Genomic DNA, 26,325 nt, shown 5'->3' on the forward strand with positions numbered 1-26,325 from the left:
GCACACTCGTCGGAGTAGCGCCGAACAACGAGGGGGTCTCGACGTGCGCGCAGCCACCGGAGTCTGGCGCTGGCGGCACAATCCCCTGCGCCGCACCACGGACCTCGTCGAGGCATGGCTGGCCTTCACGGCCGCTGCGCTGCTCTGTGTCGTGGTGCCGCTGGCCGGCTGGGCCGCGGGCTCCTCGGCGAACGGTTCGCTCCAGCGCGCGGTCCGCACGCAGCAGGAGCAGCGCGTGGTGACGACGGCGCGGGTGGTGCGGGCTGCCGACGGGCCCGCCGCGGGACAGCGGACGGCCGACGCCGCCGGCGAGGACCGGCTGCGCCGCTCGGTGGTGGCCCGCTGGACGGCTCCGGACGGCTCGGCCCGCACCGGCACGGTGACGACCGCCCGGCGGCACTCCGCGCCCGGCGACGCCTTCCCGCTCTGGACGGACCGCGACGGGCGCCAGGTCTCGCCGCCGCTGCAGGCGGGCTCCGCCAGGGCGCACGCGGTGACCGCCGGGGTGGCGGCCGCGCTCCTCGCCGGCTTCCTGGTGGAGGCCGTCCGGCGCCTCGCGGTGCGCCGCCTGGTGCTCGCCCGGTACGCCCGCCTCGACCGCGCGTGGGCGGCGGCCGGTCCCGACTGGGGGCGCACGGGCACCGGAAGCTGAACGTCCGCCACGCGGCGGGCGCGCGGTTTCCCGGGATCCCGAACGGATTCCGAACGGGCCGACCGAGCCCGACCGTCCCGGACCGCTGCCGACCGTGCCCGACCACCTCGGACCGGCCCCACGACCCGTCGGCCCCGCGCCGCCGCGCGCGCTACGGTGGGGCATCGGATCAGCGGCGAGGCATGAGGCGGGGGCAGGACACACCCATGGCACAGGGCACGGTCCAGGTGACGCACACCGGCACATCGCGGTGGCGGCGCCGCACGGGTGAGTACCCCTCCCTCGCCGCCGCCCTGGAGGCCGCGGGCGACGGGGACGTCCTCACGGTCGCGCCCGGCACATATCGGGAGAACCTCGTGGTGCGACGGGCCGTCACCCTGCGCGGCCCCGAGGGCGGGGTCGGTTCGGTGCGCATCGCGCCGCCGGACGGGGTGGCGCTGACGCTGCGGGCCTCCGTCACGGTGCAGGACCTGCACATCGAGGGGCAGGACGTGGCGGCGCCCGCGCTGCTCATCGAGGACGGCACGCCCGAACTCGTCGACCTGCGGATCATGACCCGCTCGGCCGCCGGGATCGAGGTGCGGGGCGCCGCCCGGCCGACGGCCCGCCGCTGCACGATCGACAACCCGGCCGGCGTCGGCATCGCCGTGCTCGACGGCGCGGGCGGGGTGTTCGAGGAGTGCGAGGTGGTCTCCGCCGGGCAGGCCGGCGTCTCGGTGCGGGGCGGGGCCCATCCGCGCCTGGAGCGCTGCCGGATCCATCACGCCTCGGGCGCCGGGATCGCCGTCACCGGCGAGGGCAGCGCCCTGGAGGGCGTCGGCTGCGAGGTGTACGAGATCAAGGGCGCCGGTCTCCAGATCGCGTCCCGCGCCGCGGCCCACCTCACCGACTCCTCGGTGCACCGCACGTCGGGGGACGGCATCACGCTCGACACGGACGCGGTGCTCACGCTCTCGGACTGCGACATCCACGACGTGCCGGAGAACGCGGTGGACCTGCGCTCGCGCTCGGTGCTGACGCTGACCCGGTCGACCGTCCGCCGCTTCGGCCGCAACGGCCTGTCGGTGTGGGATCCGGGCACGCGGGTGGACGCCAACCAGTGCGAGATCCACGACAGTACGGGCGACTACCCGGCGGTGTGGGTGAGCGACGGGGCGACCGCGGTCCTCGACTCCTGCCGGGTGCACGACGTGCCGGACGCGCTGTTCGTCCTCGACCGGGGCTCGCGGGTGGACGTCGTCGACAGCGACCTGTCGCAGGTGCGGAACACGGCGGTGTCGGTGAGCGACGGGGCGACGGCGCAGCTCGACGACTGCCGGATCCGGGAGGCGTCCACGGGTGCCTGGTTCCGGGACCACGGCAGCGGCGGGACCCTCGGGGGCTGCACGATCGACTCCGTGCAGACCGGGGTCATCGTCACCAAGGGCGCCGACCCGACGATCGACCGGTGCACGGTCACCTCGCCCGCCGAGGCCGGCTTCTACGTGTCGGCCGAGGGGCGCGGCTCCTTCCACGGCTGCCGGGTGACGGGCAGCGGCGGGTACGGCTTCCACGTCACGGACGGCTGCCGGACCGTCCTGCGCAAGTGCCGCACGGAGCGGTGCGCGCGCGGCGGTTACGAGTTCCCCGAGGAGGGGGCGAGCGCCGAGGACTGCACCAGCGACGAGAGCGCGGTCCGGTCCTCCGTACCGGACGGCGGGACGGTCCTGACGGCCACGCAGTCGCCGGGGCTGCTCGGGACCGTGCCCGTGCCGCGCGAGCGGCCGGCCGCCCCGGTTCCGGCTCCGGAGCCCGCGCCGGAGTCCCGCTCGTCGCAGGACGTGCTCGGGGAGCTGGACGCCCTGGTCGGTCTGGAGAGCGTCAAGCTGGAGGTGCGGACCCTCACGAACATGATCGAGGTGGGGCGCAGGCGCCAGGAGGCGGGGCTCAAGGCGGCCTCGGTCCGCCGCCACCTGGTCTTCACCGGCAACCCGGGCACGGGCAAGACGACGGTGGCCCGGTTGTACGGCGAGATCCTCGCCTCGCTCGGCGTCCTGGAGCGCGGGCACCTGGTGGAGGTCTCCCGGGTGGACCTGGTCGGCGAGCACATCGGCTCGACGGCGATCCGCACGCAGGAGGCCTTCGACCGGGCGCGCGGCGGCGTGCTGTTCGTCGACGAGGCGTACGCGCTGTCGCCGGAGGACTCGGGGCGGGACTTCGGCCGCGAGGCGATCGACACCCTGGTGAAGCTGATGGAGGACCACCGGGACGCGGTGGTGGTCATCGTCGCCGGGTACACGGCGGAGATGGAGCGCTTCCTGACCGTCAACCCCGGTGTGGCGTCGCGTTTCTCCCGGACCATCACCTTCGGCGACTACGACCCGGACGAGCTCCTGCGGATCGTGGGGCAGCAGGCGGACGAGCACGAGTACCGGCTCGCCGAGGGCACGGACGAGGCGCTGGTCGCGTACTTCGCGAAGCTGCCCAAGGGGCCGGCGTTCGGCAACGGCCGCACGGCGCGGCAGACGTTCGAGTCGATGGTGGAGCGGCACGCGGGCCGGGTCGCCGCGCTGGTCGACGCCAGCACGGACGACCTGACGCTGCTCTATCCGGACGACCTGCCCGAACTCCCCTGACCCGTTGGCCCGTTCGGCTCGGCGGGCCGGTCCGGCGCGATCGGCTCGATCGACCCGATCGGCTCGTTCGCCGCGCGCTGGTGGGGCAGGGCGGGCGGCAGCCGGTCGAGGAGGGCCGCGCGGCGTTCGGCGAACGCCGGGTCGGCCCGGTAGTCGGAGTGCCCCAGGATCGGCTCGGGCAGGGGGTGCCTGCGGGTGCGGCCGTAGGCGACCGGGTCGAGCAGGACCGGTGCGTCGACGGCGGGGCGGCCGTCCTCCGCGGGCACCCGGACGGGTCCGCCGATGGGGTCGGTGGCGCGGTGGAGGTTGCTCCAGCAGTGGACCGTGCGGTGCAGCGCGCGCAGCGCCTCGGGGCCGAAGTAGGCGGGGAACCAGCGTCCGTAGAGCCGCTCCAGGGGTGACCCGTACGTGAGCAGCGCGACCCGGCCGCGGGTGGCGGGCGGCAGTTGCCAGACGGCGGCCGCGGCGAGGACGCTGCCCTGCGAGTGGCCGGAGATCACCAGGCGGCCTCCGGTGGCCCGGGTCCAGGAGCTCATCCGCCAGGTGAGGTCGGGGACGGCCCGTTCCGCGTAGCAGGGCGGCGCGAAGGGGTGGGCCGCGCGGGGCCAGAAGGTGCCGACGTCCCAGAGGATGCCGATCGTGCGCCGGGCGGAGGCGTCCCGGTAGGCGCGCCGGCCCCAGGTGACGAAGAGCAGGAAACCGAAGCCGACCATCCAGGAGCCGAGCGCCTGGGTCGCCGAGGCGAGGGAGGCGACGGCGGGGTGGGCGCCGTCGAAGGCCCGGCCGGGGACGTTGCCGCTGGCCCAGGCGCCGGCCACGGAGGCGGCCCCGAGGAGCAGGGCGGCCCCCGACACGACGCCGACGAGGACCGGCGCGGAGTCGGTGAGCCCCGCGCGGGCCCGGCCGGAGGCGATCTGGCCGGTGCGGACCGGGTCGCGCTCCGCGGCGGCGTCGTAGTCGTCCTCGACCGCCTGCCGGAGCCGCCGCGCGGTGAGCACGGTCCGTACGGCGAGGAGCGCGGCGGGCACCACCAGCAGGAGGAGGAGCAGGGGGATGACGGACGCCTGCCAGCTGAGGAGCACGGGCGGCCCGATCAGGGGCCCTTGGCCCATGCCGGGCGTGGCCGGGCCGTCGAGCCAGTCGGCGACGCGCTGGGCCACTCCGCCGGACATGACGCCGGCGAGGGCGCAGGCGAGCATGGCGACGGCGGGGCCGCCGAGGCCGCGCAGGGCGGTCCGCGGGTCCCGGCGGGGCCGCTGGAGGAGCACGGCGACGACGCCGAGGGCGACGACCAGGCCGCCCTGGACGAGGGTGAGGCCGCCGAAGACGGCGTCGCCGGGGAGGGTTCCGGAGGAGGTCCAGCCGGGGCGGGACCAGCCGGTGTGCAGGGCGGTGAGCGCGAGCAGGGCGAGGGAGACGCCGGGCAGCCAGGACACGAGGGCGTGCTCGACGCGCAGGTCGAGCCGGCTCTCGCTGCGGCCGCGGCGGCAGACGACCCAGGCGACGAGGACGGACAGCACGGCGACGGCCGCCCGGAGGGCCCAGCCGACGGCCGCCCGCGCCCCCGGCTCCCCCGCGTCGTGGCGGGCGGTGGCGGTGGCGAGGGCGGCGGCGACGGTGAGGAAGCCCGCGGCGGTGTGGGCGGCCCTGAGGCGGGCGACGAGCCGGCGGCCGTACCAGAAGCCGGGGCGGCCGAGGGCGGGCCTGGGTTCGACGGGCACCGGATCGTCGCCGGCGCCGCCTCCCTCGCCGCTGTCGGCGGTCTCGGTGTCGGCCCGCGGCTCGGGCACGGGGGCGTCGTAGCCGGTGGGCGGGCGCTGGGCCTCGTAGGCGCTCCAGGTCCGGTTGGACAGGTACCAGAGGAGGCCGACGACGGCGACCGGCACGAGGGCCGCGAGGACGAGGCGGCGGCCCGGCACGGACCACCAGCCGCCGCGCCCGGCGGAGAGGAAGCCCAGCCAGGAGTGCGTGTCGGCGCAGCCGGCGGTTCCCGCGCACTGCCACGCCGTCAGGTCGAGCGCGACCTCGCAGGCCGCCGCGGTGAGGAGCACGGTGAGGGTGAGGGCGACGAGCCGGACGAGGACGCCGTAGAGCCGGACGAGTCCGGGGCGGTTCCGGGCGGGCGGGCGCATCCAGTGCGCCAGGTTGGCGACCATGAAGGGCAGGAGCAGCAGCCACAGGGCGCGGGCGCCGTCGCCGGAGGTGAGGTTGGACCAGACGTACGCCTCCGGGACCGGGCGGGCCGCGTACCGCTCGGGGTGGTCCTCGGCGTCGAGGTCGTCGCCGCGCCGGTACATGGCGGCGGTCCCGTCCCCGGTGATCCGGACGGTCCTGGGGTCGTCGAGCATGTCCTGGGGGGTGGTTCCGCCGACTCCGTGGACGAGGAGTTCGAGCGCCGCGCCCCCGCTCTCCGGGGCGGGTGTGGCAGGGGACACTGAGGCGACTTCCTCTCGGAGTGGGAAGATGCGACGTCGGCAACAGGATCGCGGACGGTCGTGCCCCTGCGCACCGTTCCTCACCGAATCCGACATCCATCCTCTTGTCTTCTGCGGAAGGACCGGCCCCGGCGGTGACTGACAACCAGAACCTCCTCGCGGAGCAGCGGCGCGCCCTGATCCTCGACGAGGTCCGGCGGCGCGGCGGCGTCCGGGTCAACGAGCTGACCCGAAGGCTGAACGTCTCGGACATGACGATCCGTCGCGACCTGGACGCGCTGGCGCGGCAGGGCATGGTGGCGAAGGTGCACGGCGGGGCCGTTCCGGTGGTGGAGGCGAGCACCCACGAACCGGGGTTCGCGGCCAAGTCGGTGCTCGAACCGAGCGCCAAGGACGAGATCGCGCGGACGGCGGCGGCGCTGGTCGCCCCGGGCACGGCCATCGCGCTGTCCGGGGGCACGACCACCTTCGCCCTGGCCCGGCACCTGCTCGACGTGCCCGACCTGACGGTGGTGACCAACTCGGTGCGGGTCGCGGACGTGTTCCACGAGGCGCAGTCGGCGGGCGCGGGGGGCGAGTCGCGGCGCGGGGCCGCGACGGTGGTCCTGACGGGCGGGGTGCGGACGCCGTCCGACGCGCTGGTGGGTCCGGTGGCGGACCGGGCGATCCGGTCGCTCCACTTCGACCTGCTCTTCCTGGGGGTGCACGGCGTGTCGGTGGAGGCCGGCCTGTCGACGCCGAACCTCGCGGAGGCGGAGACGAACCGCTGCCTGATGCGTTCGGCGCGCCGGGTGGTGCTCGTCGCCGACCACACCAAGTGGGGGACGGTCGGCCTGAGTTCGTTCGGCGATCTCGGCGAGGTGGACACCTGGGTGACGGACCGCGGGCTTCCCGACGGCGTTCGGGCCGAGGTGGCGGAGCACGTGCCCGGCGTCCTGGTGGCGGACGAGGAGCAGGCGTGAGGCCCGCCCGTCGCGAGGTGCCGGCGTGACGCCGTTCCGGATCGAGCGGTCGGTGCCGCTCGATCCGGCGGAGGTGTGGCGACGGCTGACGGACTGGCCCGCGCACGGACGTCAGGTGCCGCTGACCCGGACGCGGGTGCTGACGCCGGGGCCGAACGGGCCGGGGACGCGGTTCACCGCCCGGACGGGCGTCGGCCGGCTCTCCTTCGACGACCCGATGGAGGTCGTGCGCTGGGAGCCGCCGGCGGCGGGCCGTCCCGGCGCGTGCCGTCTGGCGAAGTCCGGTCGGGTGGTGCTGGGTTGGGCGCTCGTCGAGGTGGCGGAAGCGCCGGGCGGCGGCTGCCGGGTGGTGTGGACGGAGGAGTTGGCGGTGCGGGGCGTGCCGCGGGTCTTCGATCCGGTGCTGCGGTCGGCGGGCCGGTTCCTGTTCGGCCGCGCGTTGGACGGGCTGCTGCGGCAGGGGTGACGCACGCGGGTGCCCCGCCGTTCCGGCGGCGGGGCACCTCCGGCGAGTGAGGCGTGGAGCACAGCGGCGACCCCTGTGCCGTTGACGGCGCGTCAGCTAGGGTGCTTGTCCCGCTCCCGTCCCCCGGAGGGTCCATGGCACGCCGACTGAGGCCGGTGGAGCTCGACTTCACCGCGTCCGCACCCGTCCGCCTGGTGTTCACGGCGACGCTCGCCGCACCGCCGCCGGCCGTCTACCGGTCGGTGGCCGTGGAGGTGGGGAGCCTGCCGTCCTGGTTCACCGCGGTGACGTCCGCCGTGCCGACGGGCGACGGCGGGGGCCGGACGGTCAGGCTCCGGGGCGGCATAGCGTTCGAGGAGACGATCCTGGCCTCCGAGCCCGACGTCCGCTACGCGTACCGGGTGGACGAGACGAACGCCCCCGGCGTGACGGCCATGGCGGAGGAGTGGTCCCTCTCCCCCGCCGGGAAGGGCACCCGGCTGCGCTGGACCATGGCCGCCGACGGCCCGTCCCCGCTGCGTCTCGCGCTGCGGGTCGCCGCGCCCGGCGTGGGGCTCTCCTTCCGGGACGCGGCGCGCCGGCTCGACCGGCGGCTCACTCCGGCCAGGCTCCCGTCGCCAGGAAGCGCTCGATAGCGGCGGTGTAAGGGGTGATGTCGAGGCCCTGGGCGGCCAGCCAGTCGTCGGAGTAGTACTTGTCGAGGTAGCGCTCGCCGCCGTCGCAGATCAGGGTGACGACGCTGCCGGTGCGCTCCTGCTCGACCATCTCGGCCACTATCTTGAGGGCGCTCCACAGGCCGGTGCCGGTGGAGCCGCCCGCCTTGCGGCCGATCGCGGCCTCCAGGGCGCGGACGGTGGCGACGGTCGCCGCGTCGGGCACCTTCATCATGCGGTCGACGGCGCCGGGCACGAAGCTGGGCTCCATGCGGGGGCGGCCGATGCCCTCGATGCGGGAGCCGCAGTCGGCGGTGGCGTCCGGGTCGTTGTGCGTCCAGCCGTCGAAGAAGCAGGAGTTCTCGGGGTCGGCGACGCAGATCCGGGTGTCGTGCTGCGTGTAGTGGACGTAGCGGGCGATGGTCGCCGAGGTGCCGCCGGTGCCGGCGGTGGCCACGATCCAGGCGGGTTCCGGGTAGCGCTCCAACCGCAGCTGCTGGTAGATCGACTCGGCGATGTTGTTGTTGCCGCGCCAGTCGGTGGCCCGCTCCGCGTAGGTGAACTGGTCCATGTAGTGGCCGCCGGTGCGCTCGGCGAGGGCCGCGGCCTCCTCGTACATCGTGCGCGAGTCGTCGACGAAGTGGCACCGGCCGCCGTGGAACTCGATGAGCCGACACTTCTCGGGGCTGGTCGTACGGGGCATGACGGCGATGAAGGGGACGCCGATGAGCTTCGCGAAGTACGCCTCGGAGACGGCGGTCGAGCCGCTGGACGCCTCGATCACGGGCTTGCCGGGCCGGACCCAGCCGTTGCAGAGGCCGTACAGGAAGAGCGAGCGGGCCAGCCGGTGCTTGAGGCTGCCGGTGGGGTGGGTGGACTCGTCCTTGAGGTAGAGGTCGATGCCCCACTTCTCGGGGAGCGGGAAGCGCAGCAGGTGGGTGTCGGCGGAGCGGTTGGCGTCGGCCTGGACCTTGCGGACGGCCTCCTTGAGCCAGGCCCGGTACGCCGGGTCGCTGCGGTCGACGTCGACGGTCGCCACCGCGCCGGTGACGCCGCTGCCGGCGCTGTTCTCCGTGGTGCTCATCCGTGTCTCTCCTCGGTCGCGTCCAGGGGTGCCCCACAGCCGACGATACCGCTCCCACCTGGGCAAACGTTCCCTTTGGGGATCCATAGGGATGCCTTGCGGACGGGCTACTGGTGCGGTCGCCGACGGCCCGGCACACTGGTAGCGACAACCGGGTGAAAGGGGCGGATCGTCATGGCGGAACCCGAGTTCACGGCGCGGGGCGTACGGATCGCACGCTGGCCCCGCTCGCTGACCCGAGCGGGCGAGGTACGGATCGAGGACGGGCGGCTCGCCCTGCTCACGAGCTACGGCAGCGAGATCGACAGCGCCCCGGTGGGGGCCGTCCGGGCGGGGCGGCCGTGGTTCGCGAAGTCCGACGAGGCGGTCGCGACCGTGAACGGCACCCGGTACCGGCTGACGCTGCACGAGGACGGCGGCGTCGACGACACCGGGGAATCGGCCGGTTCGGGGCGCTTCCTGGCAGCGCTCGAACGGGCCGCCGGGCGACGCTGAGCCGTCGCGCGCAGGCCGACGGTCCTGAGCCGTCGCGCGTGGTCCGACGACGCCGGGCCGTCGCGCGCGGGAGGACGGCGCCGGGCCGTCGCGCGCAGGCCCTGACCAGGCACGGATCGCCGCGAGTTGCGGGGCGCTCACCGCTGGTTCACGCTGGAACCATCTCACCATGAGTCATCAGCGGTGACGTTGTGTTCCGGTCGCCGCTCTGCTGTACCGCATGAGGAATCGGGTTCTTCGTCTTCTTCCGGACTACTTCGGGGAGTCGCAGCCGTGATCAGCGAGCCGAGCAGGTATTACGCGGTGGAGCTTCAGGCCCTGCCGTCGCGGATCGGTCAGGTCCGCAGGATCGTCTCCGCCCATCTGCGCCACTGGCAACTCGACGCCTTGGTCGACCATGCCGTGCTCGGGGTCACCGAGCTTCTGAGCAACGTCCACCGGCACGCGCAGCCGGACAAGCGGTGCCTCGTCGAGGTCGAGCTGCTGCTCGACCGGCTGACGGTCTCCGTCCGGGACCACGACCCCCGCATACCGGAGGCCGCCGACCCGGAACCACTCGACGGGTTCGACGGGTTCGACCCCCTCGCCGCCTACGAGCGGCTCGCCACCTCCGGTCGCGGCCTCGCCATCGTCGGCGCCGTGAGCGACAGTTGGGGCGTCCGCCCGTGCGGGGCCGACGGGAAGGTCGTGTGGTTCACCCTCACGGCGCCGCCGTCCGCCGTCCCGGTCGAGGAGTGCGCGCACGCCGGCCACGGTGCCGCGACCGACGGCTCCCTCACGGGCTACGGCCGCTTCCCGGTCGGGGTGCCGCTGAGCACGCCGATCGACCCGGTCCTGGCACCGCTCGGGGCCCGCTCGGTCCTGGCGGGCCGGGCGGGCTGAGCGTGCGGACTCCGACGGGTCAGCGCACGGGGCGGTAGGTCGCGATGATCACGCCGCTGCTGGTCGGCCGGGCGCTCACCAGCTCCAGCTTCTTGAGCGCGGCGTCGTCGGCGAACAGCTTCGCGCGGCCCTCGCCCGCCACCACCGGGTGGATCAGCAGCACCAGTTCGTCCAGCAGGTCCCGCTCCAGGAGCGAGCGCACCAGGGTCGGGCTGCCCGCCACGGTGATGTTCTTGCCCTCGCCCGCCTTGAGCTTCTCGATCGCGGCCGCGGCGTCGCCGTCGACGAGCGTGCTGTTCGCCCACTCGTCGACGCTCTCCAGCGTGGAGGAGAAGACGTGCTTCGGCGACTCGTTGATCCACCGGGCGAAGCCGGCGTCCTCTCCCTCGGTCACCGTCGGCCAGTAGCCGGCCCACTCCGTGAAGGTCACCCGGCCGAGCAGGATCGTGTCCGCAGTCTCCAGCGTCTCCCCCAGTGCGGCGCCCATCTCCTCGTCGAAGGCGAACTGCCATTCGTTCGGCGACTGGGCGACACCGTCGAGCGAGACGAACAGACCGGAAACGACCTTGCGCATGATTCCTCCGTGCCGAGTGCGGGGTTGCCGATACGCCGAACACTATGCGGGCGACGGGGAGTTCCGCGGCCGACGCGGGCGAACGGGCCCGCCGGTCACGTCCGGCGCCCCTTCGTCGTCACGGCGCGGCCGAACTGCTCCTCCAAAACCGTCAGCCGGCGCCAGTACTCGTCCTCGTCGATCTCGCCCGCGGCGAACCGGTGGCCGAGCAGCGCGATCGGCGAACGCTCGTCGGGCCCCCCGTCGCGCCGGCCCCCGAAGCCCCCGCCCCTGCGCAGGCCCGCACGGCGCGCGAGCGTGACGACGCCGATGACGACGGCGGCCCACACGAGCGGGACGAAGAGGATCCACGGGCCGGGCCCCGCGTGGGCAAGTGTGTTCATGACCGTTCAGCTCCTCGGTGCGCCGGGGTGATGTTCCTGCTCCGAGCATCACTCCACGAGGGGCCCCGGGTCGTCGTACGGACAGCGGCTTCGCGCGTACGACGAGGGGAGTACGGCGGGCGGGGAACGAGGGGAGGGCGGGGAGCGCCAGGAGCGCGGCAGACGGAGAGCGAGGGGCGGCGGGGCGGGGACCATGCCTTCCGAACTGTACCTACTGGTATGTACAGTGTGCTCATGAGCATGAGCACCCCCGAGCGACTGATCGAGGCGACCCGCGAGCTGCTCTGGGACCGCGGCTACGTGGGAACCAGCCCCAAGGCCGTCCAGCAGGCGGCGGGCGCGGGCCAGGGCAGCATGTACCACCACTTCGCCGGCAAGCCCGACCTGGCGCTGGCGGCCATCCGCCGTACCGCCGAGGAGCTGGGCGCGGAGGCCGAGGCGGTGCTCGGCGCCGAGGGGCCGGCGTACGCCCGGATCGAGGCCTATCTGCTGCGCGAGCGCGAGGTCCTGCGCGGCTGCCCCGTGGGCCGGCTGACGATGGACCCCGAGGTGCTCGCCCACCCGGAACTGCGGGCCCCGGTCGAGGAGGTGCTCGGCCGGCTGCGCGACCGGCTCGCCGAAGTGGTGCGGGAGGGGTTGGACCGCGGCGAGTTGAGCGGATCCCTCGACCCGGCCGAGACCGCGGCGACCGTCGTGGCCACCGTCCAGGGCGGCTACGTCCTGGCCCGGGCGGCGGGTTCCCGGGCGCCCTTCGACAGCGCGGTGCGCGGTCTCCTCGCCCTCCTCGCCCCGCGCGCCGCCTCGTCCTGACCCCCGTCCCGCGGCGGGCCCGACCACCGCACCTCCCGAGATCCGGAGTCCGTCCCGTGCACGCGATGCAGTACGAGATCACCCTGCCCGCCGACTACGACATGGGGATCATCCGCGAGCGGGTGGCCACCAGGGGCCACCTCCTCGACGACTTCCCGGGGCTCGGCCTGAAGGCGTACCTGGTCAGGGAGCGGGAGGCCGGGTCACCGGTGAACCAGTACGCGCCCTTCTACCTGTGGGCGGGCCACGAGGGCATGAACGCCTTCCTCTGGGGCCCGGGCTTCCAGGGCATCGTGCGGGACTTCGGCCGGCCCGTCGTCCAGCACTGGACGGGCCTGGCGTACGAGGAGGGGCCGGCGTCCGAGGCGGTGCCGGGTGCCGCGACGCGCCGCCGGATCCCGCTCGGGGAGGAGGCCCAGCCGGGCGAGGCGGTGGCGGAGGCGCTGGACCGGCACGCGCGGGAGGCCGGGCGGGACGGGGTGGTGGCCTCCGCCCTCGCGATCGATCCGCGCCACTGGGAGCTGCTCTCCTTCACCCTGTGGGCGGACGCGGAAGCGCCCGCCGGCGAGGGCGAGCGCTTCCGGGTGCTGCACCTCTCGGCGCCCGGCCGCAAGGGGCTGGGAACGGGCCGGCGGTGGTGACGCCGGCGGGCCCGGGTGCCCCCGGCGCCGGGTCCCGCCGGCCGGGGGTCAGGCGACGGCGACGAGCGTGAGGTAGGCGATGCCGAGGACGCCCCGGTAGCCGTTCAACCAGGTGGAGCGCTGGCGGTCCACGCGGTCGCGGGTCTCCGCGGCGAGCGGGTGGTCGGGGTGGGCGGCGAGCCAGACCTCGGTGTCGTAGCGGTAGCCGGACTCGAACTCCTCCCACTCGTCGGCGCTCGCCGTCTCGATCCAGGCGGGCCGGAAGCCCGCCTCGATCGCGAGGTCGACGAGCGCGCCGAGGGTGAAGTGGTCGTCCGCGCTCGCGCCGGGCCACATCCGGGCCAGCTCCGCCTCGGTGGGGGTGCGCTCCCAGAAGCCCTCGCCGAGCACGACCCGCCCGCCGGGGCGCACGAGGCGGCGCAGTTCGCGCAGGACGGCGGCGGGGTCGTACGGCAGCTCGGGGTCGCAGAGCGCCTGGCTCGACCCGAGGCACAGGACGGCGTCGACCGGGCCCCGCTCGGTGCCGAGCGCCGACTCCTCGACGAAGGCCACGCGGTCGGCGAGCCCGCGCTCCTCGGCCAGGGCCCGCCCGCGGGCCAGGTCCTCGGCGTTGATGTCGAGACCGGCCCCCTCGGCCCCGGGCACCGCCTCGACGACGCGCAGCAGCAACTCGCCCCAGCCGCAGCCGATGTCCAGCACGTCGGCGGGGCCGGAGGCGGCCAGCCGTTCGATCATGCGGGTGGCACGCTCCTCGGAGAGCGGCCCGTGGAAGGTGAGACTGCCGAGGCGCGGAGGGAGGTCGGATTCCTTGGTGATCATGAGGCGGAACAGTACGTCGTCCCTCCCGCGCCGCCCAACCCCTTTGCCGCGGGGAACGGCCGACCGGCCCTGCGAGCCCTGCCCGATCGGCGGGACGCGCCTAGTGCTGTGGCCGGAAAGGTCTGCCGGTTCGCGGCGTCCGGTGCACGGGGCCTCCCCAGGCCCGCCAGGGCCGAGGGGACGCGTCGCAAGGCGGAGGGCCGCGGCTCGTACTGTGGACTACTTGCGCGGTCCGACAACGCGGCGAGGTGCCGCGCCGGGCGTCGTGAGGCGGTGAACCCTTCCGGCCACAGCACTAGCCTGGAGGGGTGTACACCTCACGCGCGTCCCGCCACGTCGACGCCCCGCCCTCGGCGGTCTACCGTTCGCTGCTCGACCCTGACGCGGTCGCGCGGTGGCGGGTGCCGTACGGCATGACCTGCGAGGTCCACTCCTTCGACGTGCGCGAGGGAGGCGAGTTCCGGGTCTCGCTGCACTACGACACGATCGACGGCACCGGGAAGTCGGGGGCGGGCACGGACACGTACCACGGCCGCTTCGTGGAGCTCGTGCCGGACGAGCGGGTCGTCGAGATCATCGAGTTCGAGTCCGAGGACCCCCGGCTGCACGGCGCGATGACCCTGACGACGACGCTGATCCCCGTCGGGGGCGGCACCGAGGTCAGGCTCGTGCACGAGGGGATCCCCGACGCCGTGCCCGCCGACCAGAACGAGACCGGCACCCGCACGGCCCTGGACCGGCTCGCCGAGCTCGCCGAGGGGCGGGACGACCCGGGGAGGTGACCCCCCGGCCGGGGCCCCGGGGAGACGGCCCTCCGGCCGACGGCACGCCGCGGCCGCCGCGCCCCGTCGCTCGCTCAGCCGTTCTCCTCGGCGACGGCCTCGCGCACCGCGGGGACGATCTCGCGGCCCCAGCGGGCGAGGGCGTCGATGTGCTGCGCGCCGCCGCCCTCGGAGAAGAGGACGAAGCCGGAGGCGTCGTGTTCGAGGACGGCCCCGGTCAGCTCCTCGACCCACTGGTCCACGGAGCCGCCGATCCAGCGCCCGTCGGCATCGCGCGTGGCGGCCAGGGGCTGTTCGGTGATCCGGCCGGGGAGGTTGCAGACCGTACGGATCTCCCGGGGGTCGCGGCCGACGGCGGCGGCCACCTCGTCGACGACCGGGCGCGAGGCCCGGTACCGCTCGCTGAGCCAGTCCGCCGCGTGGCCGGGGAGCCAGCCGTCGGCGACCCGGCCGGTGGCGGCCAGGGACTCGCGGCCGTTGGAGCCGGTCCAGACGGGTGGCGCGGCCACGGGCGAGGGCTCGACCCGGTTCACCCGGTAGTGGCGTCCCTGGTGGGTGACCGGCGCGCCGCCGCCGGACAGCTTCTTGATCAGGACGATCGCCTCCTCGAAGGCCTCCACGGCCTCCCCGGGGACGACTTCGGCACGCCCATGTCGGCGATCCGGTCCCACAGCCCGCCGGCTCCCGTGCCGAGCACGACGCGGCCGCCGGTGAGCGCCGAGAGCGTGGTCACCGTGCGGGCCAGCGTCGGGGCGGGCCGGGTGGGCAGGTTGGTGACGTTGGCGAAGCCCGAGATCCGTCGCGTACCGCCGAGCAGGAATCCGAGGGCGGCGTACGCGTCGAGGCGCCCGCCGAGGTAGGGGTGGTCCGACAGCGAGAAGAGGTCGAGCCCGTCGTCGTCCCCCTGCTGGACCCTGCGCACCAGGTCGGGGCCGTCGTCGATCCCGCTGTGCGCACCGAAGCCGAAGAGCGCCTGTCGTCCGGTCGTCGTCTCGCCCTTCCCCGTGAAACCGCCGAAACCGCTGAAAGCGCCGAGGTCGCCGAACTCGCACAACCGCATGCGAAGTTCGCATCACGAACGTTATTAGTTCGTGGTGCGAACCACGAGCGGGATCGAGGCGGCAGCGGCGGCACGGGGGCCATCGGAGCCGTACGCCCGGGGCCTCTCAGACCGCCGCGCGCCCCAGGGCGGTCAGCGGGTCGTCGAGCACCGGCTGCCAGGCCAGCTCGGCGGCTCCGACGAGGCTGTTGTGGTCGAGCGTGCAGGGCAGGATCGGCACACCGCCGCTGCGGCCCCAGAGGCTGCGGTCGGCGACGACCGCGCGCAGCCGTTCGGGGTCGGCGTCGAGGAGCTCGCGGTGCAGGCCGCCGAGGATGATCCGGTCCGGGTTGAGGATGTTCACCAGTCCGGCGAGGCCGAGGCCGAGCCGGTCGATCAGCTCCCCGACGGCGACCCGGACGCCCGCGTCGTCGCGGCTCGTCCGCAGCAGGTCGCGGGCCTGCTGGAGCAGGGAGACCTCGGGGCCCGGAGCCCGCCCGGCGACCGTGAGGAAGGCGAGCGGGTCGGTCTCGACGTCCAGGCAGCCCCGGCTGCCGCAGTGGCAGGGCCGCCCCTCCGGGTTGACGGTCAGATGGCCGACCTCCAGGGCGAGTCCCGAGCTGCCCGTGTGGAGGCGGCCGTCGAGGACGAGGGCGCCGCCCACGCCCCGGTGGCCGGTGGCCACGCAGAGCAGGTCGCGGGCGCCGCGCCCGGCGCCGTGGCGGTGCTCGGCGAGGGCGGCGAGGTTGACGTCGTTCCCGGTGAAGGCAGGGCCTTCGATGCCGGCGGCGCGCACCCGTTCGGCGAAGATCTCCCGGACGGGCGCCCCGGCGGGCCAGGCGAGGTGGAGCGGATTGAGGGCGGTGCCCTCGGGTTCGGCCACGGCCGACGGGGCGGCGAGCCCGGCGCCTACGCAGCGGCGGCCGCTCTCCTCGAGCAGGGCGGCGCCGGCGTCGACGACGGCGCCGAGCACCTGGGCGGGGTCGGCGGACACCGTGACGCAGCCGGGGGCGGTGGCGACGATCGTGCCGCCGAGGCCGACGAGGGCGGCGCGGAAGCCGTCCGCGTGGACCTGGGCGGCGAGGGCGACGGGCCCGTTCTCGTCGACGGAGAGCCGGTGCGAGGGGCGGCCCTGGGAACCGGCGGCGGCCCCCGGGTTGGAGTCGACCCGGATGAGGCCGAGGGCCTCCAGCTCGGCGGCGACGGCGCCCGCCGTGGCCCGGGTGACGCCGAGCTCCGCGGTGAGAACGGCCCGTGTCGGCGCCCTGCCGGTGTGCACCAGCTCCAGCGCGGGGCCGAGCGCGTTGCGCCCCCTGTCCAGCCGTGTCCGGATCGTCGTCGCCTTGCCGTTCATGGGGGCGAGTCTCCCATGATCGGACCGCCGCGGGGCCCCGCACCCCACCACACCCCGACCGGGACGCGGTCTGCGCAGTTGATTCCACGGGCCGCCGCCCCCTATCCTGAATTTGTGCCGCTACTAAACAAAGTACGGACGGCCGTATCGGGGGGCCCCGGCGGAGACACCGCCACCGACTCCCTGTCCCGCCTCCGCTCCGCCCTGACCCTCTTCTTCGCCCTCGACGGCTTCCTGTTCGCCGGCTGGGTCGTCCGCATCCCCGCCGTCAAGCAGCAGACGGGCGCCTCGGCCGGCGACCTCGGCCTCGCCCTGCTCGGCGTGTCAGCGGGCGCAGTGATCACCATGACGCTGACGGGCCGGCTCTGCCGCCGCTACGGCCCCCACCCCGTCACCGTCGCCACCGCCGCACTCCTCTCCCTCTCGGTGGCCCTCCCGGCGCTCACCCGGTCGCCGCTCGCGCTCGGCCTCGTCCTGCTGGTCTTCGGCGCCGCGTACGGCGGGATCAACGTCGCCATGAACAGCGCGGCCGTGGACCTGGTGACCGCGCTGCGCCGCCCCGTGATGCCGAGCTTCCACGCCGCCTTCAGCCTCGGCGGCATGCTCGGCGCCGGCATCGGCGGCCTCCTCGCCGGCAGCCTCTCCCCCACCACCCACCTCCTCGGCCTCACCGTCGTCGGCCTGGCCCTCACCGCCGCCGCCGGGCCCGTGCTCCTGCGCCACCCCTCACCGACGCTCCCCGAGACCCTCGCGGCGCCCACCGGCCCCGCCGCGGCCGGCACACGCGCACGCGCCTCCCGCCGCACGGTCGTCGTCTTCGGCGTGATCGCGCTCTGCACGGCGTACGGAGAAGGGGCGCTCGCCGACTGGGGCGCCCTCCACCTCGAACAGGACCTCCACGCGCACCCGGGCGTGGCGGCCGCCGGCTACTCCGTCTTCGCGCTGACCATGACCGCAGGACGGCTCTCCGGCACCGTGCTGCTCGAACGCCTCGGCCAGACCCGCACCCTCGTGGCCGGCGGGGCGACGGCAGCCGCCGGAATGCTCCTCGGCGCGCTCGCACCGACCGTCTGGGCGACGCTCCTCGGCTTCGCGATCACCGGTCTCGGCCTCGCCAACATCTTCCCCGTCGCCGTGGCCCGCGCGGGCGCCCTCGCCGGCCCCGGCGGCGTCGCGACGGCCTCCACCCTCGGCTACGGCGGCATGCTGCTCGGCCCGCCCTCCATCGGCTTCCTCGCCGACTGGTTCTCCCTGCCGATGGCGCTCACCACGGTCGCGGCACTCGCCGCCGGCGCCGCGGCGATGGGCTACTGGGCCCGCAACGCGGGAGCGGAACGGGCGAGTTGAACCGGGCGGGCCGAACCGGAGCGGTGGCGTCGGCCTCCTCCGCGCCACCGCCCGCCCGGGCTCTCGGAGCTGCCAGAATCCACCCCATGGACGCGATCACCGCACACACGATGAAGCCCACGGAACACATCGACGCACTGGAGACCGCGGGCCTGGCCCTCGCGGACGCGGCGGCCGAGGCCGGACCCGACGCCGCCGTACCCACCTGTCCGGAGTGGCGGATCCGGGACCTCCTCCGGCACACCACCACGGTGCACCGCTGGGCCACCGCCTTCGTCGCCGAGGGGCACACCGCGTACCACCCGGACGGCGGCGAACCGGCCCTCGACGGCGACGAGTTGCTCGCCCACTACCGCGAGGGCCACGCGCTGCTCGTCGCCGCCCTCCGCGCGGCACCGGAGACGCTGGTGTGCTGGACCTTCCTGCCGGCCCCCTCGCCGCTCGCCTTCTGGGCCCGACGGCAGGCCCACGAGACGACCGTCCACCGCGCCGACGCCGAATCCGCGCTCGCGACCGGCCCCGGTCCGGTGGACGCGACCCTCGCCGCCGACGGCATCGACGAGCTCCTCCGCGGCTTCCACGCCCGCGACCGCAGCCGGGTGCACACGCCCGAGCCCCGCACCCTGCGCGTCCGCGCCACGGACACCGGCGACGTGTGGACCGTACGGCTGTCCGCGACGGAACCGCCCCGGACGGAGCGGGGCACCACGACCGCGACCCCCGCCGACACGGAACTGAGCGGCCCCGCCCACCGGCTGTACCTGGCCCTCTGGAACCGTCTGCCCACCGACGCCGTGACCCTGACCGGGGACGACGCCCTCGCCCGGCTGTGGCGGGAGAACTCGGCGATCATCTGAACGGGCCGAACCCCGCGCCGGGTCCGTCCGTACGCATGGGCGGGCGGCTCCGGCCCCAGACCCGGACCCGGACTCGGGGCCGGGGCCGAAACCGGGGCCGGTACGCGGCTCAGCCGAGCCAGCCGGGCCGTACCAGACCGGACTCGTAGGCCAGGACGACGAGTTGGGCGCGGTCCCTCGCACCGAGCTTCACCATCGCGCGACTCACGTGGGTCTTGGCGGTGAGAGGGCTGACGACGAGCCTGCGGGCGATCTCCTCGTTCGAGAGGCCGATCCCCACCAGGGCCATCACCTCCCGCTCGCGGTCGGTCAGCGCGCCGAGCGCGCTCGTGGCGGCCGGGGCCTTGGAACGGGCGGCGAACTCCTCGATCAGACGGCGCGTCACACCCGGGGAGAGCAGCGCGTCCCCGTGGACGACCGCGCGCACGGCCCGCAGCAGTTCCTCCGGCTCGGTGTCCTTGACGAGGAAGCCGGAGGCGCCGGCGCGGATCGCCTCGAAGACGTACTCGTCGAGCTCGAACGTGGTCAGCATGACGACCCTGACCCCGTCGAGCCCGGGATCGCCCGTGATGCGCCGGGTGGCCTCCAGGCCGTCGAGCCGCGGCATCCGGATGTCCATGAGCACGACGTCCGGCCGCAGCGCGCGCACCCCCTCCACCGCCTCCTCGCCGTCCGCCGCCTCCCCCGCCACCACGATGTCCGGCTGGGCGTCGAGGAGCGCGCGGAACCCCGCCCTGACCAGCGACTGGTCGTCGGCGAGCAGCACGCGGATCGCGGGATCTCCACCGGTCACGGGGTCTCCTCCGGTCACGGGGTCTCCTCCGGTCAGACTGTCTCCGCCGGTCACCGGGTCCCGTCCCGTCACGGCGCCTCCTCCGGTCACCCGGTCCCTCCCGTCACGGCGCCTCCTCCGGAGGCAGCGGGAGTACGGCGTGGACGCGGTAGCCGCCGTCGGGCCTGGCGCCCGCCTCGATGGTGCCACCGAGGGCGGCGGCCCGCTCGCGCATGCCGGCGAGGCCGTTGCCGCTGCCGCCCGCCTCGGTGCCGGTGGCGGGGCCGTCGTCGTCGACGCGCAGGTCCAGGCGCCGCGGGCCGCGGGCGATCTCGACCCGGGCGGTACGGGAGCCGGAGTGGCGCACCACGTTCGTGAGCGCCTCCTGCACGATCCGGAAGGCGGCGAGGTCGGCACCGGGCGGCAGGTCCGTCCCCGTGCCGCTCGTCGTCACGGAGACGGCCAGGCCCGCGGCGGCGGCCTGCTCGACGATCTCGGGGAGCCGGCCGAGACCGGGGGCGGGGGCACGGGGCGCGTCGCCGGGGGTACGGAGGGTGTCGAGGACCTGCCGCACCTCGCCGAGGGCCTCCTTGCTGGCCGCCTTGATGGTGGTGAGGGCCGTGCGGGCCTGCTCGGGGTCGGAGTCGAGGAGGGCGAGGCCGACCCCCGCCTGCACGTTGATCACGGAGATCGAGTGGGCGAGCACGTCGTGGAGCTCCCGGGCGATCCGGAGCCGTTCCTCGCCGGCGCGCCGGCGTTCGGCCGCGGCCCGTTCGGCCCGGTGCTGCTCCCACTGCTCGCGCCGGACCCGTACCAGCTCGGACGCGGCGAGCACCGCGACGGCGAAGGCGGCCGCGGACAGCTCCTGCCCCCAGGGCCCGGGCCCGTCGCCGGCCGGGGGAAGCCATCGGTAGAGCCAGTGCGCGAGCAGCAGATGACCGGCCCACAGCAGGCCGAGGGCCCACCGGGCGGCGGTCCGGTGCCCGTGGACCACGGCGGCGAAGCAGGCGACGGCCACCATGAGGAAGACCGGGCCGTACGGGTACCCCGCCGCGAGGTACCCGAGGGTGACGGCCGCGACGCCGAACACCACCGGCACCGGCCTGCGGTGACGGAACAGCAGCGGCACCGCGCCGAGCAGCAGCAGAACCCGCCCGAACGCGTCGAGCGCCTCCCGGTCCGGCTGGTTCCGCGCCGCGAGCCCGGTCCCCACCACGGCCAGTACGGCGACCAGCAGCGTCGACCTCCACGGCAGACCCCGGCGGCCGCCCGTCCGGCCCCACCGCCCGAAGGGCCCCCCACCACCGCTCCCGCCCGACCACGCCTCGTCCATACCGGCCACGCTAACCGCGCGCCGCACGCGAGGACGTCAGCCCGGCGGGGTGGTCACGCGTACTCCCGCCGGAGTAGACGGGGCCCGTCACCGCCGGCCCCTCCCGGGGTTCAGCCGCGCGGCAGCAGGCCCACGTCCTGGCCAAGGCGGCGGGCGGCCGTGGTGAAGAACGTGCCGCGGTCCTCGACGACCCGGTTGAACTGGCCGAAGACCTCGAAGGAGACGAGGCCGAAGAGCTGCGCCCAGGCGGCGACGAGGGCGGCGGCCAGGGCAGGAGGGAGGTCGGGGGCGATGTCCGCGGCGATGCGCTCGGCCTCGGGCCGCAGGTCGTCGGGAAGCGGGGGGAGGGCGATGCCCTCGCCTTCGTGGGCGCGGCGGGTGATCTCGATGAGGACGAGGCCGACGCGGGCGGCGGGGGCGACGGTGTCCTGGGGGGCGGTGTAGCCGGGGACCGGGGAGCCGTAGATCAGGGCGTACTCGTGCGGGTGGGCGACGGCCCAGGCGCGGACGGCGCGGCAGACGGCGGTCCAGCGGTCGAGGGGGCGCAGCCCCGCGCTGTCGGCGTCGGCCCGCTCGGCGGCGGTGCCGACGGCGTCGTAGGCGTCGACGATCAGGGCGGTGAGCAGGTCGTCGCGGCTGGGGAAGTAGCGGTACAGCGCGGACGACACCATGCCGAGCTCGCGGGCGACGGCGCGCAGGGACAGCTTGACTGCGCCTTCGGCGGCGAGCTGGGCGCGGGCCTCGTCCTTGATGGCGGCGGTGATCTCGATGCGGGCGCGGGCGCGGGCTCCTCGAACGGTGGTCATGGAGAGCAGTGTGCCACTTTCAGAGCAGTGCAATGAAATGAGAGCACCGCTCTTGCTTATGAGCGCCGATCCGTGCACACTGATCTCAAGCGAGAGCAGTGCTCACACTTCAAACCTCAGGGGGACCGCATGTCCGCTCAGCCGACCAACCACAGCAACCCCAGCAACCCCGCCGCGCACGTCATGAAGCCCGGCTGGTTCACGGTGAACGTCCTCAACCGCTCGGTCGCCTGGATGACCCGCCGCGGCATCAGCGTCTGGGGCTCCCGCGTGCTCGCCGTCCGTGGCCGCAAGAGCGGCGAATGGCGCCGCACCCCCGTCAACCTCCTGACGGTGGACGGCGAGCGGTACCTCGTGGCCCCCCGCGGCCACGTCCAGTGGACCCACAACATGCGGGCCGCCGGCGGCGGGCAGCTGCACCTCGGCAAGCACGTGCAGGAGTTCACCGCCGTCGAGGTGGCCGACGACGACAAGCCCGTGCTGCTCCGCGCCTACCTCAAGCGCTGGAAGGCCGAGGTCGGCGTCTTCTTCGGCGGTGTCGGCCCCGACTCCTCCACCGAGGAGCTGCGCGCCGCCGCGCCCAAGCACCCCGTCTTCCGCATCACGACGACGGGCCCCGTCACCCCGGCCGCGTGAACGGCCGGGACGACGGAGCCCGTCCCCTTCCACCTTGCACAGCCCTCAGGCCCCGGAGCTCACAGCCCCTCAGGAGCCCCCGTGTCCTCCGGCTCGGAGGCCGTGCGCTCCCGCGGCGTGACGCCGCGGCCCGCCGGGCCGACACCGGACGACGTGTCCATCCGCCGGTCGAGGACTTCGAGGGCGCGCCGGGCCAGGCCGTTCGAGCGGACCATGCCACCGAGCGTGGCCGAGCCGCGGGTGATGTCGGCGAAGGCGTTCCAGGCCGGGCGCAGGCCGGTGAGGGTCGCGTGCAGCAGCCCCGGGCGCCGCTCGAAGACTGCGAGCATCCGGCGTCCGACCGCCATCTCGACCCCGAGGCCGGCCTTGATGGCGAAGGCGTAGTTGAGGGCCTGACGGCGGGCGTCGACCGCGTCGTTCGCCTCGGCGACCCGTACCGCCCACTCGCCCGCGAGACGTCCCGAGCGGAGCGCGTACGAGATGCCCTCACGGGTCCACGGCTCCAGCAGGCCGGCCGCGTCGCCGCAGACGAGGACCCGGCCGCGGGAGAGCGGCGAGTCGTCGGTGCGGCAGCGGGTCAGGTGGCCCGAGGAGATCGTGGGCTCGAAGCCGGCGAGGCCGAGCCGGGCGACGAAGTCCTCCATGTACCGCTTGGTGGCTGCGCCCTCGCCGCGCGCCGAGATGACGCCGACGGTCAGTGTGTCGCCCTTGGGGAAGACCCAGCCGTAACTGCCCGGCATCGGGCCCCAGTCGATGAGGACGCGGCCCTTCCAGTCCTCGGCGACGGACGGCGGCACGGGGATCTCCGCCTCCAGGCCCAGGTCGACCTGGCCGAGCTTCACCCCGACGTGCGCCCCTATCCGGCTGGCGCTGCCGTCGGCGCCGACGACCGCGCGCGCGAGAACGGTCTCGCCGCCGGCGAGGACGACGGCGGCGGTCCGCCGGTCGGGCACGGACGGGCCGTGCTGCTCCACCCGGAGCACCGTGGCGCCGGTGCGCAGCTCGGCGCCGGCCTTCTGCGCGTGCTCGACGAGCTGCGCGTCGAACTCGGGACGGTTGATGAGCCCGAAGAGCATCCGGCGCGAGCGGCGGGTGCGGGCGAAGCGTCCGTCCAGGGAGAAGGTGACGGCGTGCACCCGGTCCTGGAGGGGCAGTTCGAAGCCCGGCGGGAGGGAGTCGCGGGAGGGGCCGATGATGCCGCCGCCGCAGGTCTTGTAGCGGGGCAGCTCGGACTTCTCCAGGAGCAGCACCCGGCGCCCGGCCACCGCCGCCGCGTACGCGGCGGACGCACCGGCCGGTCCGGCGCCGACGACGACCACGTCCCAGACGTCCGCCGTCTCGTCGTCCGTGTCGCCGGTGTTGCCCGTGTCGCCGGTGTCGTCCGACGGCCCGTCATCCGTGACGCGCGCCGTGACCGGTGACGTGGCCACGTCCTCGTCCGGCACGGCGTCCGCGGCGGTGCCGCCGTCCGCGACCGCGTCGCCGAGCGTGCCCTCGTCGGCCTCCGCACCGGTGCCGTCGGGAGCCGCGCCCACGGGCTCGGTGTGCTCCGGACCGGCGTTGTCTCCGTGCTCGCTGCTCACGATGTGTTTCTGCTCCTGATCCGACCGGTGGTCTGCTCCTGACGCATCCTACGGCGCGGTAGCCAGGCCACAGAGCCGTAGGATCGACGGTGCGTTCGCCGTACCACGACCTACGTCGAACGCCGTCCCCTACCTCGTAACGTCGCACCCACCAGGAGCGTGCCCATGTCCACGAATCCGATCGCCGAGACCGTCCGGTCCCTGATGCCCACGGCCAAGGCCGAGCTGGCCGCTCTGGTGGCCTTCGAGTCGGTGGCGGACGAGGCCGTGGCGCCGCGCAGCGAGTGCGAGGCCGCGGCGAACTGGGTCGCGGACGCCCTGCGCGCCGAGGACTTCCAGGACGTGGCGCTGCTCGACACCCCCGACGGCTCGCAGTCCGTGTACGGCGTCCTGCCCGGCCCGGTCGGCGCGCCGACCGTCCTGCTCTACGCGCACTACGACGTGCAGCCGAAGCTGGACGAGTCCGTCTGGCTCACCCCGCCGTTCGAGCTGACCGAGCGCGACGGGCGCTGGTACGGCCGCGGCGCCGCCGACTGCAAGGGCGGCTTCATCATGCACCTGCTCGCGCTGCGCGCCCTGAAGGCCAACGGCGGCGTCCCGGTGACGGTCAAGGTGATCGTGGAGGGTTCGGAGGAGCAGGGCACCGGGGGCCTGGAGCGGTACGCCGAGCAGCACCCGGAGCTGCTCGCGGCCGACGCGATCGTGATCGGCGACGCCGGCAACTTCCGCGTGGGCCTGCCGACGGTGACGGCGACGCTGCGCGGCATGACGATGATCCGGGTGCAGGTCGACACCCTGGAGGGCAACCTGCACTCCGGTCAGTTCGGTGGCGCCGCGCCGGACGCGCTGGCCGCGCTGATCCGCGTACTGGACTCGCTGCGGGCCGAGGACGGCTCGACCGTCGTCGACGGTCTGCCGGGCGACCAGGTGTGGGAGGGGCTGCAGTACCCGGAGGAGGACTTCCGCCAGGACGCCAAGGTCCTGTCGGGCGTGGACCTGCCGGGCGCCGGTACGATCGCCGACCGCATCTGGGCCCGTCCCGCGGTCACCGTGGTCGGCATCGACTGCCACCCGGTGGCGGGTGCGACCCCGTCGATCCCGAAGTCGGCCCGCGCCCAGCTGAGCCTGCGGGTGCCGCCGGGCCAGGACGCGGCCGAGGCGACGAAGCTGCTCTACGCCCACATCGAGAAGCACACGCCGTGGAACGCGCGGGTGACCCTGGAGCAGGTCGGTCAGGGCCAGGCGTTCCAGGCGGACACGTCGAGCCCGGCGTACGCGTCGATGGCGGACGCGATGCGGATCGCGTACCCCGGTGAGGAGATGCAGACGGCGGGCATGGGCGGCTCGATCCCGCTGTGCAACACGCTGGCGTCGCTGTACCCGGAGTCGGAGATCCTGCTGATCGGCCTGAGCGAGCCGGAGGCGCAGATCCACGCGCCGAACGAGTCCGTGTCGCCGGAGGAGCTGGAGCGCCTCTCGGTGGCCGAGGCGCACTTCCTGGTGAACTACGCCCGCTCGAAGCAGGGCTGACGCCCTTTCGGGTTCAGCGCTCGGCGAAGCTCGCCGAGAGCGTAGAAGCGTACGGCGGACCTGCGGCTTTCCGTAGGTTCGCCGTATGGCACCCATCGAGCTCATCCCGATCGCCCCGCGTCTGCACCTGCTGGACTTCTCCATCGGCCAGGCCTATCTGTGGCAGGACGACGGGGAGCTGACCCTGATCGACGCCGGCTGGACCGGTACGGCGCCCGCCGTCGCGGAGGCGATACGGTCGGCCGGCCTGGATCCGGCTCGGTTGCGCCGGATCGTGCTGACGCACTGCCACCGCGACCACGTCGGCGCGGCGGGCGAGCTGGCGGACGCGTACGGCGCCGAGATCGTCGCGCACCGCCTCGACGCGCCGGTCGTCCGGGGCGAGGCCCCGGTGCCCGAGCCCGACCTCCTGGAGTGGGAGGTCCCGCTGTTCGCGCACGGCCTGACGGTGCCGGAGGCGCCGCCGACCCGGGTGGACCGGGAGGTGGAGGACGGCGAGGAGCTCGGCTTCGGGGACGGCGCCGTGGTCGTCCACACGCCGGGGCACACCCCCGGCTCGATGGCCGTCCATCTGCCGCGCCACGGCGTGCTGTTCGCCGGGGACACGGTGGCCTCGGTACAGGGGGTGGCCTTCGGCGTCTTCCACGTCGACCGCGCCCTCGCGAGGAAGTCCCTGCGTGCGCTGGCCGAGCTGGCTCCGTCGGTGCTGTGCTGCGGTCACGGCGCGCCGGTGACCACGGACACGGCGGCGCGGCTGGCCGGGGCGGTGGTGTCGGCGGGGACCGGTGACGAGGAGCGGTCGACCCCCGGTGCGC

The 26,325-nt window shown here is 74.7% G+C and carries 26 protein-coding genes and 1 pseudogene; 15 read left to right on the forward strand and 12 right to left on the reverse strand.

Annotated elements, in window-relative coordinates; all coding sequences use genetic code 11:
* Nucleotides 1–43: 43 nt before the first annotated feature.
* The gene (locus tag ACIQFX_RS21950; RefSeq protein ID WP_402465869.1) at nt 44–652 is read left to right on the forward strand and encodes a hypothetical protein; all 609 of its coding nucleotides are present in this window, start codon (nt 44–46) and stop codon (nt 650–652) included.
* Between the two features lie 206 nt (nt 653–858).
* Nucleotides 859–3,267, forward strand: coding sequence for a right-handed parallel beta-helix repeat-containing protein (locus tag ACIQFX_RS21955; protein ID WP_402465872.1), 2,409 nt, complete (start codon nt 859–861; stop codon nt 3,265–3,267).
* On the opposite strand, the gene ACIQFX_RS21960 is transcribed toward ACIQFX_RS21955, so the two are convergent.
* Nucleotides 3,237–5,702: a hypothetical protein gene (locus ACIQFX_RS21960; RefSeq protein WP_402465874.1), complete on the reverse strand. Its 2,466-nt coding sequence runs from the start codon at nt 5,700–5,702 to the stop codon at nt 3,237–3,239. The genes ACIQFX_RS21955 and ACIQFX_RS21960 overlap by 31 nt on opposite strands.
* A 134-nt stretch (nt 5,703–5,836) precedes the next feature.
* On the opposite strand from ACIQFX_RS21960, the gene ACIQFX_RS21965 reads away from it, so the two are divergent.
* The 3 genes from ACIQFX_RS21965 to ACIQFX_RS21975 all read left to right on the forward strand — a co-directional run bounded on the left by ACIQFX_RS21965 (nt 5,837) and on the right by ACIQFX_RS21975 (nt 7,765).
* Nucleotides 5,837–6,664, forward strand: coding sequence for a DeoR/GlpR family DNA-binding transcription regulator (locus ACIQFX_RS21965; RefSeq protein ID WP_402465876.1), 828 nt, complete (start codon nt 5,837–5,839; stop codon nt 6,662–6,664).
* 25 nt (nt 6,665–6,689) lie between these two features.
* Nucleotides 6,690–7,130: an SRPBCC family protein gene (locus ACIQFX_RS21970; RefSeq protein WP_402465879.1), complete on the forward strand. Its 441-nt coding sequence runs from the start codon at nt 6,690–6,692 to the stop codon at nt 7,128–7,130.
* A 134-nt stretch (nt 7,131–7,264) separates the two neighbouring features.
* Nucleotides 7,265–7,765: an SRPBCC family protein gene (locus ACIQFX_RS21975; RefSeq protein WP_402465882.1), complete on the forward strand. Its 501-nt coding sequence runs from the start codon at nt 7,265–7,267 to the stop codon at nt 7,763–7,765.
* Here ACIQFX_RS21975 and ACIQFX_RS21980 read toward each other — a convergent pair.
* Nucleotides 7,725–8,867, reverse strand: coding sequence for a PLP-dependent cysteine synthase family protein (locus ACIQFX_RS21980; protein ID WP_402465884.1), 1,143 nt, complete (start codon nt 8,865–8,867; stop codon nt 7,725–7,727). The genes ACIQFX_RS21975 and ACIQFX_RS21980 overlap by 41 nt on opposite strands.
* Before the next feature lie 174 nt (nt 8,868–9,041).
* On the opposite strand from ACIQFX_RS21980, the gene ACIQFX_RS21985 reads away from it, so the two are divergent.
* Nucleotides 9,042–9,362, forward strand: a complete 321-nt coding sequence (locus ACIQFX_RS21985) for a hypothetical protein (protein ID WP_402465887.1) — start codon at nt 9,042–9,044, stop codon at nt 9,360–9,362.
* 273 nt (nt 9,363–9,635) lie between these two features.
* On the forward strand, nt 9,636–10,244 hold the full coding sequence (locus tag ACIQFX_RS21990) for an ATP-binding protein (protein WP_402465890.1): 609 nt from the start codon (nt 9,636–9,638) through the stop codon (nt 10,242–10,244).
* Between the two features lie 19 nt (nt 10,245–10,263).
* Here ACIQFX_RS21990 and ACIQFX_RS21995 read toward each other — a convergent pair whose 3' ends face one another.
* Nucleotides 10,264–10,818: a dihydrofolate reductase family protein gene (locus ACIQFX_RS21995; protein ID WP_402465893.1), complete on the reverse strand. Its 555-nt coding sequence runs from the start codon at nt 10,816–10,818 to the stop codon at nt 10,264–10,266.
* A gap of 95 nt (nt 10,819–10,913) precedes the next feature.
* Complete coding sequence (locus ACIQFX_RS22000) at nt 10,914–11,201, reverse strand: SHOCT domain-containing protein (RefSeq protein WP_402465896.1); 288 nt, start codon at nt 11,199–11,201, stop codon at nt 10,914–10,916.
* 219 nt (nt 11,202–11,420) lie between these two features.
* Here ACIQFX_RS22000 and ACIQFX_RS22005 point away from each other — a divergent pair, with 219 nt between their 5' ends.
* Both ACIQFX_RS22005 and ACIQFX_RS22010 read left to right on the forward strand, forming a co-directional pair.
* On the forward strand, nt 11,421–12,011 hold the full coding sequence (locus ACIQFX_RS22005; protein WP_402465898.1) for a TetR/AcrR family transcriptional regulator: 591 nt from the start codon (nt 11,421–11,423) through the stop codon (nt 12,009–12,011).
* Between the two features lie 56 nt (nt 12,012–12,067).
* The gene (locus ACIQFX_RS22010; RefSeq protein ID WP_402465900.1) at nt 12,068–12,652 is read left to right on the forward strand and encodes a DUF4865 family protein; all 585 of its coding nucleotides are present in this window, start codon (nt 12,068–12,070) and stop codon (nt 12,650–12,652) included.
* A gap of 48 nt (nt 12,653–12,700) precedes the next feature.
* On the opposite strand, the gene ACIQFX_RS22015 is transcribed toward ACIQFX_RS22010, so the two are convergent.
* On the reverse strand, nt 12,701–13,471 hold the full coding sequence (locus ACIQFX_RS22015; RefSeq protein ID WP_402465902.1) for an SAM-dependent methyltransferase: 771 nt from the start codon (nt 13,469–13,471) through the stop codon (nt 12,701–12,703).
* 308 nt (nt 13,472–13,779) lie between these two features.
* Here ACIQFX_RS22015 and ACIQFX_RS22020 point away from each other — a divergent pair, with 308 nt between their 5' ends.
* Entirely contained in the window at nt 13,780–14,253 is a 474-nt protein-coding gene (locus ACIQFX_RS22020) for an SRPBCC family protein (protein WP_402465904.1), read from the forward strand.
* A gap of 74 nt (nt 14,254–14,327) precedes the next feature.
* Here ACIQFX_RS22020 and ACIQFX_RS22025 read toward each other — a convergent pair whose 3' ends face one another.
* From ACIQFX_RS22025 to ACIQFX_RS22035, 3 genes are all read right to left on the reverse strand, one after another.
* On the reverse strand, nt 14,328–14,873 hold the full coding sequence (locus tag ACIQFX_RS22025; protein WP_402465907.1) for an LLM class flavin-dependent oxidoreductase: 546 nt from the start codon (nt 14,871–14,873) through the stop codon (nt 14,328–14,330).
* A complete protein-coding gene (locus ACIQFX_RS22030) occupies nt 14,843–15,313 on the reverse strand; it encodes an LLM class flavin-dependent oxidoreductase (RefSeq protein WP_402465910.1) in 471 nt (156 codons plus the stop codon). The genes ACIQFX_RS22025 and ACIQFX_RS22030 overlap by 31 nt, the downstream gene beginning before the upstream one ends.
* 106 nt (nt 15,314–15,419) lie before the next feature.
* Entirely contained in the window at nt 15,420–16,646 is a 1,227-nt protein-coding gene (locus tag ACIQFX_RS22035; RefSeq protein ID WP_402465912.1) for an ROK family protein, read from the reverse strand.
* A 114-nt stretch (nt 16,647–16,760) separates the two neighbouring features.
* Here ACIQFX_RS22035 and ACIQFX_RS22040 point away from each other — a divergent pair, with 114 nt between their 5' ends.
* Both ACIQFX_RS22040 and ACIQFX_RS22045 read left to right on the forward strand, forming a co-directional pair.
* On the forward strand, nt 16,761–17,993 hold the full coding sequence (locus ACIQFX_RS22040; RefSeq protein WP_402465915.1) for an MFS transporter: 1,233 nt from the start codon (nt 16,761–16,763) through the stop codon (nt 17,991–17,993).
* A gap of 110 nt (nt 17,994–18,103) precedes the next feature.
* Nucleotides 18,104–18,850, forward strand: a complete 747-nt coding sequence (locus ACIQFX_RS22045) for a maleylpyruvate isomerase family mycothiol-dependent enzyme (RefSeq protein WP_402466526.1) — start codon at nt 18,104–18,106, stop codon at nt 18,848–18,850.
* A 109-nt stretch (nt 18,851–18,959) separates the two neighbouring features.
* Here the strand turns inward: ACIQFX_RS22045 and ACIQFX_RS22050 are convergent, their stop codons facing one another.
* From ACIQFX_RS22050 to ACIQFX_RS22060, 3 genes are all read right to left on the reverse strand, one after another.
* Entirely contained in the window at nt 18,960–19,622 is a 663-nt protein-coding gene (locus ACIQFX_RS22050; protein WP_402466529.1) for a response regulator, read from the reverse strand.
* 124 nt (nt 19,623–19,746) lie between these two features.
* Nucleotides 19,747–20,955 carry a sensor histidine kinase gene (locus ACIQFX_RS22055; protein WP_402465918.1) on the reverse strand — a complete coding sequence of 403 codons (1,209 nt, stop codon included), beginning with the start codon at nt 20,953–20,955 and terminating at the stop codon, nt 19,747–19,749.
* 110 nt (nt 20,956–21,065) lie between these two features.
* Nucleotides 21,066–21,761, reverse strand: coding sequence for a TetR/AcrR family transcriptional regulator (locus tag ACIQFX_RS22060; RefSeq protein WP_402465920.1), 696 nt, complete (start codon nt 21,759–21,761; stop codon nt 21,066–21,068).
* A gap of 129 nt (nt 21,762–21,890) precedes the next feature.
* Between ACIQFX_RS22060 and ACIQFX_RS22065 the strand changes: the two genes are divergently transcribed.
* Nucleotides 21,891–22,397: a nitroreductase family deazaflavin-dependent oxidoreductase gene (locus tag ACIQFX_RS22065; RefSeq protein ID WP_402465923.1), complete on the forward strand. Its 507-nt coding sequence runs from the start codon at nt 21,891–21,893 to the stop codon at nt 22,395–22,397.
* Between the two features lie 59 nt (nt 22,398–22,456).
* Here the strand turns inward: ACIQFX_RS22065 and ACIQFX_RS22070 are convergent, their stop codons facing one another.
* Nucleotides 22,457–23,980, reverse strand: a complete 1,524-nt coding sequence (locus tag ACIQFX_RS22070) for a geranylgeranyl reductase family protein (RefSeq protein ID WP_402465925.1) — start codon at nt 23,978–23,980, stop codon at nt 22,457–22,459.
* Between the two features lie 165 nt (nt 23,981–24,145).
* Between ACIQFX_RS22070 and ACIQFX_RS22075 the strand changes: the two genes are divergently transcribed.
* On the forward strand, nt 24,146–25,510 hold the full coding sequence (locus ACIQFX_RS22075; protein WP_402465928.1) for a dipeptidase: 1,365 nt from the start codon (nt 24,146–24,148) through the stop codon (nt 25,508–25,510).
* 85 nt (nt 25,511–25,595) lie between these two features.
* Nucleotides 25,596–26,279: pseudogene (locus ACIQFX_RS22080) on the forward strand (MBL fold metallo-hydrolase); the annotation flags it as partial.
* Between the last annotated feature and the right edge of the window lie 46 nt (nt 26,280–26,325).

The sequence above is a fragment of the Streptomyces sp. NPDC093089 genome (genome assembly GCF_044754405.1).
GTDB lineage: Bacteria > Actinomycetota > Actinomycetes > Streptomycetales > Streptomycetaceae > Streptomyces.